Below are 13517 nucleotides of genomic sequence, written 5' to 3'. Positions count from 1 at the left end.
TTGAAAAATGTAAGGAGTAAAGGGTGATGATCAAATTTATTACCGAAGAGTATTTAAGAGATTTATACAGAAAAGAACCTTTTGATACCTATAAGTTACAACAGGGACAACGGCTTACACCTGGTGCAGCTCAATACCTATCTGATAAAAGAATAAAATTGATTAATGATGATTCAAAGGACAAGGATCATAATCAAGTAAAGGATGAGAAACAGGTAGAAGCGGTAGAGCAAGAGGAAAAAACTAATTCGAATTTAAATTTGAGTTTAAAAAAGAAGCTTTGTTGTAAATTGAAATCTATAGAGGCAACATTTCTTGTTACTAGCAGTGAAATATTAAAGGAAGATATTATTTTAGCACAAAATATTATAAGTTTAGGTAGAAAAATATCAAATATAAGAAATGTTGTGGAAGGAAAAGGTACACTTGAACCTGTTTTCTTTAAAGAGTGTACTAGCATGAATTCATTAAATTTCACAATTGGGTTTGAGGATTGTTTTGAAATAACAGAATTTCATATGCAGCTTAATAAAAGCAATGTAATATTAAAAACCCATATACTTCGTTGTGCTTTAAGGGAAATACACTTCGAAATAATTGATGCTTATGAAAATGATGATGACGATTTAAAAAATAGAATTATAAATAATGTTAATTCAATAATTAATTCGCTGTCACAATTGATTTGTTCAGCAGTAGGAGGAAAGCAATGTCAGAGAAAAATCTAACTTTCGAATATTGTGACCAAATGGTTCAAAAGTTTGAAGAAGTTGTAGAAAAACCAATACGTAATAACTCTTCTGTTTATTATACAGGTGTGGATTTAGGAACTGCATGTGTAGTGCTAGCAGTTTTAGATGAAAACTATGAGCCTGTCGCAGGCGCATATAGATATGCAGATGTAGTTAGAGATGGTATGGTTGTTGATTATATTGGAGCAGTAAAGCTTGTTAGAGAGCTTAAACAGGAAATTGAAGAAAAACTTAATACAGAACTTCTTTATGCTGCTGCTGCAATACCACCAGGAACAGATTCCTTAGATGGTGGAGCAATTAAAAATGTAGTTCAAGCTGCAGGCTTTGAACTAACAAACCTTTTAGATGAGCCTACTGCTGCAAATGCTTTACTTAAAATTGAGAATGGTGCAGTTGTAGATGTTGGCGGCGGAACAACTGGTATATCAGTTCTAAAGGATGGAAAAGTTGTTTATGTTGTTGATGAGCCTACAGGCGGCACTCATTTTTCACTAGTTGTTTCAGGTGCATATGGAATGCCTTTTAAAGAGGCAGATAAATTCAAAAGAGATAATAAGAACCATAAAGAAATTTTACCAGTATTAAAACCGGTAGTTGAGAAAGTAGCATCAATTATTAATTATAATATTAAGAATTATGATGTTAAGGAAATTTCTTTAGTAGGTGGTACTTGTTGTTTAACGGGAATTGAAGAAATAATTGCAAAACAAACAGGAGTTTATACGCATAAGCCTAAGAATCCTATGTTTGTCACACCACTTGGTATAGCCTTAAGCTGCACTCAAGATGTTATTGAGTAATGAGGAGAGTGTTTAAAAGTGGATTTTAGAATAATAAAATCGCCTTCTGAAAGCACTAAAGACATTCTAAGAAGACGAATGGGTGGAAACTGTAAGACAGATTTAGATAGCAGTGATGCAATAGGACTTGTTCAGGGGAAGCTTATTGATATGATTTATGCTGCAGATATTGCTGAAAAGGCTGTTGGAGTTACCGTTGAAGATATAAGAGGAACATGTCCTCAACATATGGTCTTAATTGGAATTTTCGGTGACACAGCATCTGTACAATCTGCATTGGATGAAATTAAATTTAGAATGAAAGAGGTAAAAGCAATATGATAGCAGCAAGACTTATTGATAATATATGGGCAACTAGGAAGGCAGACTCTCTTAATGGACTTAAGTTTATGCTTGCAGAGGAAATCGGAGGAACAGATGCAGGAAGAAGATTTATTGTTGTAGATAATATTGGTGCAGGTATTGGAGATAGGGTTATAGTTAGTACTGGCTCATCTGCACGGAGGATGTTGGGAAATGAGGATATTCCTGTAGATGCAGTTGTTATTGGAATGATTGATGAAGATTGTAATTTTGGGTAAGTTCAGAATCTATAAGAGTTAATAAGTTACTTGGATCACAGAGAACTACAAGGGAGGTAAAAATGAATCTTCTTGAAATGGTGAGAGAAGCCGGCGTTATTGGTGCAGGTGGTGCAGGGTTTCCTACACATGCAAAGCTAACATCAAAGTCGGAATATATATTACTTAATGGAGCTGAGTGTGAACCTTTGCTGCGAGTGGATCAGCAGCTCATGGAGTTGTTTCCAGATGAAATAATTAAAGGATTCGAAGCAGCAGGAAAGTTTGTTGAAGCTAGGAAAGCTATTATAGGTATTAAAGGAAAGCACAAAAAAGTGATCTCAATTCTAAGAGAAAGAATTGAAGCACTGCAGGTAGGCGATTTTGTTGAAGTAAAAGAGCTTCCAGATATTTATCCAGCAGGTGATGAACAAGTTCTAGTTTATGAACTTACAGGAAGAGTTGTTCCTGAAGCAGGTATTCCGATACAGGTTGGCTGTGTGGTAGTGAATTCAGAGACAGCATTAAATATTTACCATGCTTCTAGGGGACAATCAGTTACAGAAAAGTACATCACAATTGCAGGAGACATTCCTAAACGATTAACTGTAAAAGTACCAATAGGAACACCTATTATAGATGTATTAAAGCTTAGTGGAATAGAAAATTTTGAAAATTATGCAGTTATTGATGGTGGCCCTATGATGGGACCTGTAATGAATAGTATAGATGGATATATTACAAAGAAAAACAAGGGATTTGTAATCTTGAAAAAGGATCATTTCCTTATTCGTAAAAAATCTATGAATATAGAACAGGCAAGAAGAGTAAACAGAGCTTCCTGTGAACAGTGTCGTATGTGTACAGATATGTGTCCTCGTTATCTCATTGGACATAATACACAGCCTCACAAGATGATGAGGGCTTTAAACTATAAATTAGAAGATATTGAAGGACAGAAAAGTGCACAACTATGTTGTCAATGTAATTTATGTGAATTGTTTTCATGTCCAGCGGGACTTTATCCTAAAGCTGCAAATCTCTATTTTAAAGGGAAATTGGCAGAAGAGAATATAAGGTATAAAGCGATAAAGTCAGAGTTCACTGCAAGCAGAAATCGAGAATATAGATTAGTTCCAAGTAAGCGTCTTATAGTTAGATTAGGTTTACATGATTTCGACAAGTCTGCTCCTATGACAGAAGTTGAAATAAAATCTGAATTGGTGCATATTGCAACAAGACAGCATGTAGGAGCACCAACAGTCACTGTTGTTTCTGTTGGAGATCATGTGGAACTAGGGCAGCTTATCGGCAAAATTCCTGAAGATAGTTTGGGTGCTGCAATTCATGCAAGTATTTCAGGAACAGTTGTGGAAAATGGAAATGATTTTATTACGATAAGGAGGGATTAATATGTCAAAAGCAATAGGTATGGTTGAGTTTACAAGTATTGCACGTGGCATATATGCAGCAGATCAAATGGTAAAAACCGCTGATGTGGAAATAGTAACTGCAAGTTCTGTTTGCCCAGGAAAATATATAGCTATTGTTCAAGGTGATGTTGCAGCGGTTCAGGATTCAGTTGGTGTTGGTGAAAGTGCGGCAGAAGAATTTTTAGTTGATTCTATTATTATACCAAATGTTAGCCCTGAAGTATTCCCAGCAATAACAGGCACAACAATGCCGGATAGAATTCAGGCACTTGGAATTATAGAATTTTTCTCCTTAGCAACAATGGTTATTGCTGCTGATGCAATTTTGAAAGCTGCTGAATTACAGCCTTTAGAGCTTAGACTAGGAACAGGACTTGGGGGTAAGTCATTCTTCACTTTTACTGGAGATGTAGCTGCAGTTCAAACTGGTATTGAAGCTGGAAAAGCTGTTGCAGGACAAAAAGGTATGTTGGTAAATGCTGAAGTTATACCTTCAGTTTCTAACAGATTAGTGGAATCTTTATTCTAATAGGTTAAGAACTAGGTATATTATAATGACTTCGTAATAAATAAAAGGATGTGATAAAGTGAAAAAATTAATATCTGTAAAAGATATTGAAGCATTAATACTAAAGGGAGAAAAGGTATTTTGTATAGATGGCAGTGAAATAATCACACCATCAGCTCAAGATCTTGCAAAAAATAATGGAATAATATTTTCAACAGAAGCTCCTGAAGTTAAAAAGCAGCAGCCAGAAGTTAAAATACAACAACAAGAAGTTAAAAAGCCACTAAATGTAGAGGATATGGACTGCGAACAAATGCTTAACTTCTTTAGAGCAATGATGGACAAAGGTCTCCTTCAACAAATGCTTGAATGCTTAAAGGGCAAAAGCCTTCCATTTGAAGCTGATACTGACGCTAGTGGACTTAAGGTGGTTAGAGGAAGTTCAGTAAAAATGGATGTATTTGATACTGGAAATCCAGATAACAAAGTTTATTTCCAGGAGTTAGTAAGCAAAGATGAATCAAAGATGAGTGCTGGATTCTTAATCATTGAAAACTCAAAATTTGATTGGGAATTGACTTATGAAGAAATTGACTATGTTATTGAAGGAACTTTAACAGTAGAAATCAATGGAAAGACATATACAGCTCACGCTGGTGATGTATTATTTGTACCATCAAATACCAAAGTAGTTTGGGGTTCACCAGATAAAGCTAGGGTATTCTATACAACATACCCAGCAAATTGGGCGGATCTTTTATCCGATGGCTAAGAATTAGATGAGGTTGAAACCCCACCTGATTCAAGTCTTAACTTCATAGAAGACTAGGAGGATAAACTTATGCAATCGCTTGGTTTAATAGAAACAAAAGGATTACTTGCAGCTATTGAGGCAGCTGATACTATGGTGAAATCAGCAGATGTAAGTATTATTGAAAAAACTTATGTAGGTGGCGGTCTTGTTACGATTTCAATTACAGGTGATGTAGGTGCAGTAAAAGCAGCTATAGAAGCTGGAGCAGCAGCTGTTAAAAAACTCCATGAACAAGCTTTAGTTTCAGAGCATGTAATTCCACGTCCTCATGAGGAATTGAAAAATATAATTGGGCCTAATGATTCTGAAAAGGACTTAACTAATGTAGAGGGTACACACAAAGCAGAAGTTATAGAAGCAGAATTTATAGAGAAATTAAAAGTTGCAGAAGAAGTAGAATCTACAGAAGAAGTAAAAATTGTGGAAGAAACAAATGGTCTAGAAAAAGCTGAAGAGAATGCTGAGAAAAATGAAGATGCTTTAGACTTAGGTAAAATGCATAAGGTAAACCTAGAGAACTTGCACAAAGATGATATAGATAAGTCAGTAAGCCAAAATGGTATAGAAAAAGCCATTTCTATACTATCTAAATTAACGGTTGTTAAACTCAGGAATCTAGCTCGTGAATACAAAGATTTTGTAATCGCAGGAAGAGCAATTTCAAAGGCTAATAAAAATCTATTAATTAGCAAATTTAAGCTATATTATGAGAAAAAATAGCTATTGTTAAAGCTAAGAGAGGAAGTATGAAATAATGGAAAACTTTGATAAAGATTTACGCTCAATTCAAGAAGCTAGAAATCTTGCTAGACTTGGAAAAGTAGCAGCTGATAAAATTGCTGACTATACTGAAGAGCAAATCGATAAAATTTTACTCAATATGGTTAAAGTTGCAGAAGAACATGCTGTTTGTTTAGCACAGATGGCGGTTGAAGAAACTGGTTTTGGTAAAGCTGAAGATAAAACTTTCAAAAATCATTTAGCATCTACTATACTATACAATTCAATAAAAGATATGAAGACTATAGGTATAGTTAAAGAAGATACGATAAGCAAGCTTATAGAGATTGCTGAGCCAGTTGGTTTAGTTATGGGTATAGTACCTTCAACAAATCCAACATCTACAGCTATTTTCAAAGCTATGATCTCAATTAAATCTCGTAATGCTATAGTATTTTCACCACATCCATCTGCTGCAAAATGTACAACTAAAGCAGTTCAATTAATGCATGATGCAGCTGTTGCAGCTGGTGCTCCAGAAAATATTATAAGCGCAGTAAGTATTCCAACAATTGGAGCCACAAATGAATTAATGAAGTGTAAAGAAGTTTCTATAATAATAGCTACAGGTGGTCCAGGAATGGTTAAAGCTGCTTATAGCTCAGGAAAGCCAGCTCTTGGTGTTGGTGCAGGAAACTCTCCAGCATACATTGAAAGAACTGCTGATGTAGAAAAAGCTGTTAAAAACATTATGGCAAGTAAAACTTTTGATAATGGTACAATTTGTGCTTCAGAACAATCAATAATCTGTGAAGAATGTAATCACGACAGAGTTGTTGAAGAGTTCAAGAAACAAGGTGGATACTTCATGACAAAAGATGAAACTGATAAAGTTTGTCAATTGTTATTCAAAAATGGACATGCTATGAATGCTAAGTTCGTTGGAAGAAGTCCACAAGTTATTGCTGATGCTGCAGGAATTGTAATTCCAGAAGGAACAAGAGTACTTATAGGAAGACAAAATGGAGTAGGAGAAGGTAACCCATTATCCTTCGAAAAACTTACAACAGTTCTTGGCTTCTATACAGTAAAAGATTGGCATGAAGCATGTGAATTAAGTATTGAATTACTTCAAAATGGAATTGGTCATACAATGAGTATTCATACTGAAGATAGAGATATAGTTATGAAGTTTGCTAAAAAGCCAGCTTCCCGTATTCTTGTTAATACCGGTGGAACCCAAGGTGGAACTGGTGCAAGCACAGGTCTTAAACCTTCCTTCACTTTAGGCTGTGGTACTTGGGGTGGAAGCTCAGTATCTGAGAACGTTACTCCAGAGCACCTTGTAAACATTAAGAGAGTTGCTTATGGTATAAAGGATTGTACAACATTAGCAGTTGACGATAAAACTTCCAGCTATTGTGCAAAAACTACTGAAAGCTGTAATGAAATTGAAAACGCATTTATGAACATGAGTCCAGCTCAAATTGCAGCGGCTGCAGCAGCTTTAAATAAAGTTAATGAATGTGCTGAAACTGCTAGCACTAATAACACTTGCACTAACGATGAAAGTACAAAAAATGAAGGACTTTTAGATTTAGTTAACCAAATAGTTGCTGCTATTAAGGAGGCAAACTAATGGATGATTTTGAATCAGTATTAAAGCTTTTATTAGAAGCAGTTAAAGCTAATGAAAAAAAAGCTGTGGTTCAAGGAAATTTATCTGAAATTCCAGTAGGTATTTCCAATAGACATTTACATCTTTCACAAAAAGATTTAGAGTGTTTATTTGGCAAAGACTATCAACTTGTGAAGCTTAAAGATCTATCTCAACCTGGACAATATGCTTGCAAGGAAGTTGTAACGCTTTGCGGAGCAAAAGGTGCTATTGAGAAAGTTAGAATCCTTGGACCTGTAAGAAGCAAGACACAAGTTGAAGTATTAGCTGGAGACTGTGTTAAGCTTGGAGCAGTGCCACATGTAAGATTATCCGGAGATTTAAGCAGAACACCAGGAGTCACACTAGTTGGACCAAAAGGTTCTGTTCAAATTGAAGAGGGATTAGTAGTTGCACAAAGACACATTCACATGACACCTAAAGATGCTAAAAATTTAGGAGTTTGCGATGGAGATGTAGTATCAATAAAATTTGATGATTTAAGAGGTGGAGTATATAGCAATGTAGCTATTAGAGCTAATGATGCTTCAAGTCTTGAATGTCATCTTGATATCGAAGAGGCCAATGCAATGGGCATTAACTCAAACTCAAAAATAACAATAGTAAAATAAGAAAATTAATAAAAATAAAAAGTTATAATTAAAAATTAAAATATAAAAATAAAAGATATTTTAGGAGGATTTTAAAATGGTAAAATATGATGCATTAGGAATGATAGAAACTAAAGGATTAGTAGGAGCAGTAGAAGCAGCTGACGCTATGGTTAAGGCAGCAAACGTATATTTAATAGGTAAAGAATATGTTGGAGGCGGACTTGTAACTGTTATGGTTAGAGGAGATGTTGGAGCTGTTAAAGCTGCTACAGATGCTGGTGCTGCTGCTGCACAACGTGTTGGAGAATTAATATCAGTTCACGTTATTCCACGTCCACATTCAGAAGTTGAAGTGATTCTTCCATCAAATAAAGAAATTACAAAATAAGATTTTAATTAAAGAATGAAGTGCCCCCTGTCAAGTAGACAGATAAAAAAATAAAAAAACTTTTATATCTCCAACTACGATTATTGGGTTGGAGATATTTTTATGCTGCTTTATTTTGTAAATATTCTCTATACTCTAGTGGTGTCATAAATTTGAGTCGCTTTTGATATCGACCATTATTATAGTATTCTATGTAATCAATGACTGCTTGTTTCAATTCTTCGTAGGAATTAAATTTGTTTAAGTAGTACATTCCTGATTTAAGCATACCCCAAAAGGCTTCCATAGGTCCATTATCTATACACCTTGATACTCTTGACATACTTTGTGTCATTCCTGCATCATCAATTTTCTTCTTAAAAATCTTTGAAGTATATTGAAAACCTCGGTCGCTGTGAAAAATAGGTTTTGCATCTGGATACTGTTCGTGTGCCAAATCAAATGTTTCAAATACAAGCGTATTATTGTTCGAATGACTAATGACAAATGAAACAATGCTCTTATCACCTAAATCTAAGATGGCACTTATAGTAGGATGAACGTGCTATGTTTGCATATCTGCATAATTCTGAAACTGAACATCCTTTTTCATCATGTATATCTTGGATCGCTAGATAGATTGTTTTATTCTGTACCTGGCTTAGAACCGCCTCCTTTCGATTTCGTCGAGTTTTTTTAAGAATTCCATCTCCATTTCATTTCGTTTGTTTTCTGCTTTTAACAAACGATTTTCAGCACGAAGCTTTTCTAGTTCTGACAGTTCGTTTTCAGGTTTTGTACGTCCTCTTTGATCTATTTTTCTCATATTTCCTCAACCAGAGATAGACCTGCTGTGATACCTTATATTTTTTAGCAGTTTCATTATAGTTATTCTCATGTTCAATGCAATATTTAACTATTTCAATTCTTTCATCATAAGTGGTTTTACGTCCTTTAGTCATGATTAATGTTCCTCCAGTTCTAGAGATTTTAAATTCTTCATGACTATTATACTGCTTAATCCATTCTTGTAACTTACCTTTTGAACGAATTTTGTATTTTGCACAAATATCATCTTGTGAACCTATTCCTGCCAAGTAATCATGTACTGCTGAAAGTTTTAACTCTGCTGAGTATTTTTTGTTTCCTATTATAGAAAATGCTCCCTTCTAAGTGACAAGTTTTTATTATTTCGCTTGTCTACCTAGAAGGGAGCATATCAGTAAGGGACAGCTTCTTTCTATATAAAAAGTAAACTTTAAATGTTTTCTATTTTGCTAAATGAAGATTTTAGTATTAACAAATGAGATGTACATTAGGATAGAGAAATTATATTTTAAGAAAAAAATATAAAAGTATCAATTGACATATTTATAATTAATTTTTTAAGGTGGTAAATTATAAAATGCAATAATTTTAATAAGAGCTAATAATTTTTGCAAGCACTATTACATAAAATACGATAAAATAAAAAACTTAACATAAATGTTAAAATATGTTATTATATAAATGTAGCTGGTACCGATACCGGAAACGGTGTCATTATAATATAAGGCAATAAATTCAGTTTTATTAAAGTAGAATTTATTTATAATCAGTGAATGGTAAAAAATGTGAATTAGGGTATTTCTAAGACACTTATAAAAACGTTATGGAACATAACAATTTTTAGAGAAGAGGTCTTGTCAATGAAAGATTTTACTATAAAAGATATATCACGAATTTCAGGAGTTGGAGTAAGTACAGTATCAAGAGTTTTAAACAATCACCCTGATGTTAAGGAAGAAACAAGAAAAAGAGTATTAAAGATAATACAGAATGTTAATTATATACCAAATAATAGTGCAAGAAACCTTAAAAGAAATACTTCAAAAAACATTGGGGTCTTAATTAAAGGTATTGATAATCCGTTTTTTTCAAAAATGATGAAATCTATAGAAAAAAAAATAGCAGATAAAGAATACGCTATGATACTACATTACAATGAAACTAATGATAATGATTTTGAAGTTGCTGTAGAGCTTATTAAAGAAAAAAAATTAAAAGGATTGATATGTCTTGGAGGTAATTTTGATAATTTAAATAGACGCAAACTAGAAAATTTAAAAATTCCTTTAGTGCTTACATCAACAAATATTATAGAAAATACAGATAAAAACTTTTTTTCAAGTGTAATTATAGAAAATAAAAAGTCAGCTTTTAAGGCAGTAGATTATATATGCAAGTTAGGTCATAAAAATATTGCAATTATAACCACAGGCGAAGAGGATATAAGTGTAGGAAAGCTTAGATTTGAAGGGTATAAAAGGGCACTTTTGGAAAATGGTATTAAATTTAATCCCGAACTTGTGGAAATAGGAAAATATACTTTCAAATCTGGATTTGACTCTATGAAGAGGTTACTAAATAAAAATTTGAATATAACAGCGGTATTTGCTACTACAGATATTATGGCTATTGGTGCATCAAAGGCAATGTTAAATGAAGGATTAAGGATACCTGAAGATATCTCTGTAATAGGTTTTGATGGAATAGAGTATTCTCAGTATTTCCATCCTTCTTTAACTACTATAAAGCAACCTGTGGAAGAAATGGGACAAAAGAGCGTAGAGATTATATTTGATTTAATTAAAAACAAGAAAAAAAATTGTCATGTTATTTTTGAAACAGAGTTAGTAGAAAAGGAATCTTGCAAAAAATATTATATGGGAGATGATAATAATGGCTAAAGTGATTTTAAAAAAGGTACAAAAGATTTATGACAATGAATTTAAAGCTGTAAATGACATTAATTTGGAAATAAATGATGGAGAATTTATGGTGTTTGTAGGGCCGTCAGGTTGTGGAAAATCTACAACTTTAAGAATGATAGCTGGACTTGAAGAAATTTCAGATGGACAAATTTACATAGGAGATAAGTTAGTAAATAATATTCATCCTAAGGATAGAGGAATTGCAATGGTTTTTCAAAATTATGCACTGTATCCTCATATGACAGTTTATGAAAATATGGCTTTTTCTTTAAAAATAAAAAAAACACCTAAAAATGTAATTACTGAAAAAGTTCATGAAGCTGCAAAAATTTTAGGTTTGGAAGGTGAACTAAATAGAAAACCTAAGGAACTGTCGGGAGGACAAAGACAAAGAGTTGCAGTTGGACGAGCAATTGTTCGTAATCCAGAAGTATTTTTATTTGATGAACCATTGTCTAATTTAGATGCTAAATTAAGAGTACATATGAGGGTAGAGATTTCTAAATTACATAAGAAACTTAAAGCTACTATGATATATGTTACTCATGATCAAGTAGAAGCAATGACTATGGGAGATAGAATATGTGTTATGAATTTTGGAAGGATAATGCAAGTAGACAACCCTAGTAATTTATACAGCTATCCCGCAAATAAGTTTGTAGCAAGCTTTATTGGTTCACCTTCTATGAACTTTATTCAAGGAAAACTAATTAATAATAATGGTTGTGTAGTAATAAAAATAGAAGAAACGGAATTAGTGATTTCTAAAAATAAAGCTTGTAAAGTTAAAGATCATTTAGATGAAAAAGTTTGGCTGGGAATTAGACCGGAGCATATTAATTTAACTGAAGAAGATAATACAGATTCTATAGAAGGAATAATTGATGTTATTGAATATATGGGAAGTGAATCTTATGTATACTTTAGCTTTGCAGGGGGAATTTTTACTGCAAAAATTCATATGAAAAATTCAAAAATATTGAAGGTTGGAAGTAAAGAAAAGTTTATGTTAAATATGGACCAGTGCCATATTTTTGATTTGGAAAAAGAGCAAAATATATCTCTGTAATCCAAAAAAATTAAAGAGCTAGTAATAGTGCCCATTTTATAGGGTAATTTATTTAAAATCAGGGGGGAAATTGTATGAAGAGTATTAAAAAAATGTTAGCTTTGGTTACTTCTACTATGATGCTAACGTCATCATTGACATTAGCTGGATGTTCATCAAAATCTCAACAAACATCATCAGAGGGTTCTAACAAGGATTCAGTAACTTTAAATATATTTCAATTTAAAGTTGAAATGAATAAGGAATTTAAAGAAGCGGCTGAAGAATATTCAAAAGAACATTCAAATGTTAAAATCAACATTCAAACTGTTGGGGGAGGGAACGATTACGGTGCTGCACTTAAGGCAAAAGTTCAATCTGGAGAAGAACCAGCTATATTTAATGTAGGGGGACCACAAGATGTAAAAGACTGGCAATCTAGACTTGTAGATTTATCAGGAGAACCATGGGTAAAGCAAGCTATCGATGGAGCATTAACAGATGTAACTGTTGACAACAAAATTTATGGTTTACCATTTGATGTTGAAGGATATGGATTTATATATAATAAAGCTATATTTAAAGATGCAGGGATAGATAGCAGCACTATCAAAGATTATGCAAGTTTGGAATCAGCAGTAAAAACTCTTGATTCAAAGATAAAATCAGGGGAGTTAAAGAGCAAATATCCAAAACTTGAAGCAGTATTTGAAATGCCAGCTAAGGAAACTTGGGTAACAGGATTACACACATCAAATGCAGTATTAAATACGGAATTTAAAAATTGCGAGGAAAGTTTCAAAGCAAAAAAGGTTGAATTTAAAAATAGTGAAGCATTAAAGGCTTTAATAGATTTACAAGCTAATTATTCTCCAAATTCAAAGGAGAAAGGAAAGTTAAATGCAGTTGATTATGCAACTCAAGTTGGTTCAGGTATTGCTGTTGAGCGAGTTGCTATAATTCAACAGGGAAATTGGATTTTTAATGATGTTAAAAAGACAGATGAAAAAGTTGCAAATAATTTAGATATATTACCTATGCCAATTAAAGGAGGAAAGGAAGATTCAATTCCTGTAGGTGAGCCAATGTACTGGGCAGTTAACAATAAAGTTTCACAGGAACAACAAAAGGCTGCTAAGGATTTTCTGAATTGGTTATATACTTCTGATAAGGGAAAAGATTTTGTTGTTAATAAATTTAGTTTTGTACCAGCATTAAAAGGATATGAAAAGTTTCCACAAAAAACTAGTCTTAATGCAGCTGTTAATAGATATGTAGAAGCTAAAAAGACAACACCATGGGTATTTATGGGATATCCAACTGGGTGGGGACAGAAGTGTCTTGGAGAAGAAATTCAAAAATACCTAGGTGGACAGGAAAAATGGGAAGATGTTATAAAGAATAGTCAAGCTAAATGGGAAGATTCAAGAAAATAGAAATTAGGAAAAGGGAGGGATTTTTTCTCTCCCAAAGCTCTATTTAGAATAA

Annotated in this window: 16 protein-coding genes; 14 read left to right on the top strand and 2 right to left on the bottom strand. The window is 33.2% G+C overall.

All coding sequences use genetic code 11. The annotated features are described in order from the left end of the window. The first annotated feature begins 26 nt into the window (after positions 1-26). The 11 genes from Q6H37_RS27560 to eutM all read left to right on the top strand — a co-directional run bounded on the left by Q6H37_RS27560 (position 27) and on the right by eutM (position 8249). Positions 27-728: a cobalamin adenosyltransferase gene (locus Q6H37_RS27560; protein WP_318738117.1), complete on the top strand. Its 702-nt coding sequence runs from the start codon at positions 27-29 to the stop codon at positions 726-728. Next, complete coding sequence (gene eutJ / locus Q6H37_RS27555; RefSeq protein ID WP_318738116.1) at positions 710-1555, top strand: ethanolamine utilization protein EutJ; 846 nt, start codon at positions 710-712, stop codon at positions 1553-1555. Before Q6H37_RS27560 ends, eutJ begins: the two co-directional genes overlap by 19 nt. Before the next feature lie 18 nt (positions 1556-1573). After that, a complete protein-coding gene (locus Q6H37_RS27550) occupies positions 1574-1876 on the top strand; it encodes a BMC domain-containing protein (RefSeq protein ID WP_318738114.1) in 303 nt (100 codons plus the stop codon). After that, positions 1873-2136: a EutN/CcmL family microcompartment protein gene (locus tag Q6H37_RS27545; RefSeq protein WP_318738112.1), complete on the top strand. Its 264-nt coding sequence runs from the start codon at positions 1873-1875 to the stop codon at positions 2134-2136. The genes Q6H37_RS27550 and Q6H37_RS27545 overlap by 4 nt, the downstream gene beginning before the upstream one ends. Before the next feature lie 62 nt (positions 2137-2198). Next, positions 2199-3527, top strand: coding sequence for a 4Fe-4S dicluster domain-containing protein (locus Q6H37_RS27540; protein WP_318738110.1), 1329 nt, complete (start codon positions 2199-2201; stop codon positions 3525-3527). A 1-nt stretch (position 3528) separates the two neighbouring features. Beyond that, positions 3529-4077: a BMC domain-containing protein gene (locus Q6H37_RS27535; RefSeq protein WP_318738108.1), complete on the top strand. Its 549-nt coding sequence runs from the start codon at positions 3529-3531 to the stop codon at positions 4075-4077. Between the two features lie 58 nt (positions 4078-4135). After that, positions 4136-4828, top strand: coding sequence for a cupin domain-containing protein (locus Q6H37_RS27530; protein ID WP_318738107.1), 693 nt, complete (start codon positions 4136-4138; stop codon positions 4826-4828). Between the two features lie 69 nt (positions 4829-4897). Beyond that, positions 4898-5590 (top strand): BMC domain-containing protein, encoded by a 693-nt coding sequence (locus Q6H37_RS27525; RefSeq protein WP_318738105.1) that lies wholly within the window; start codon positions 4898-4900, stop codon positions 5588-5590. Positions 5591-5624: 34 nt separating this feature from the next. Continuing rightward, entirely contained in the window at positions 5625-7229 is a 1605-nt protein-coding gene (locus Q6H37_RS27520) for an acetaldehyde dehydrogenase (acetylating) (protein ID WP_318738103.1), read from the top strand. Beyond that, a complete protein-coding gene (locus tag Q6H37_RS27515) occupies positions 7229-7879 on the top strand; it encodes a phosphate propanoyltransferase (protein WP_318738101.1) in 651 nt (216 codons plus the stop codon). Before Q6H37_RS27520 ends, Q6H37_RS27515 begins: the two co-directional genes overlap by 1 nt. A gap of 76 nt (positions 7880-7955) precedes the next feature. Then, positions 7956-8249, top strand: a complete 294-nt coding sequence (gene eutM, locus Q6H37_RS27510) for an ethanolamine utilization microcompartment protein EutM (RefSeq protein ID WP_007059313.1) — start codon at positions 7956-7958, stop codon at positions 8247-8249. A gap of 100 nt (positions 8250-8349) precedes the next feature. Here eutM and Q6H37_RS27505 read toward each other — a convergent pair whose 3' ends face one another. Beyond that, complete coding sequence (locus tag Q6H37_RS27505) at positions 8350-8769, bottom strand: transposase (RefSeq protein WP_412523952.1); 420 nt, start codon at positions 8767-8769, stop codon at positions 8350-8352. 247 nt (positions 8770-9016) lie between these two features. Then, positions 9017-9325, bottom strand: coding sequence for a helix-turn-helix domain-containing protein (locus Q6H37_RS27500; RefSeq protein ID WP_318738095.1), 309 nt, complete (start codon positions 9323-9325; stop codon positions 9017-9019). Positions 9326-9916: 591 nt separating this feature from the next. Between Q6H37_RS27500 and Q6H37_RS27495 the strand changes: the two genes are divergently transcribed. The 3 genes from Q6H37_RS27495 (at position 9917) to Q6H37_RS27485 (ending at position 13465) form a co-directional block, all read left to right on the top strand. Next, positions 9917-10957 (top strand): LacI family DNA-binding transcriptional regulator, encoded by a 1041-nt coding sequence (locus tag Q6H37_RS27495; RefSeq protein ID WP_318738094.1) that lies wholly within the window; start codon positions 9917-9919, stop codon positions 10955-10957. Continuing rightward, on the top strand, positions 10950-12050 hold the full coding sequence (locus Q6H37_RS27490; protein ID WP_318738092.1) for a sn-glycerol-3-phosphate ABC transporter ATP-binding protein UgpC: 1101 nt from the start codon (positions 10950-10952) through the stop codon (positions 12048-12050). Before Q6H37_RS27495 ends, Q6H37_RS27490 begins: the two co-directional genes overlap by 8 nt. Positions 12051-12124: 74 nt before the next feature. Next, positions 12125-13465: an ABC transporter substrate-binding protein gene (locus Q6H37_RS27485; RefSeq protein ID WP_318738090.1), complete on the top strand. Its 1341-nt coding sequence runs from the start codon at positions 12125-12127 to the stop codon at positions 13463-13465. Positions 13466-13517: the final 52 nt, after the last annotated feature.

It is taken from the genome of Clostridium sp. JS66 (genome assembly GCF_033561535.1).
GTDB classification, from domain to species: Bacteria; Bacillota; Clostridia; order Clostridiales; family Clostridiaceae; genus Clostridium_AM; species Clostridium_AM carboxidivorans.
This window is presented reverse-complemented; position numbering and strand designations above follow the sequence as displayed.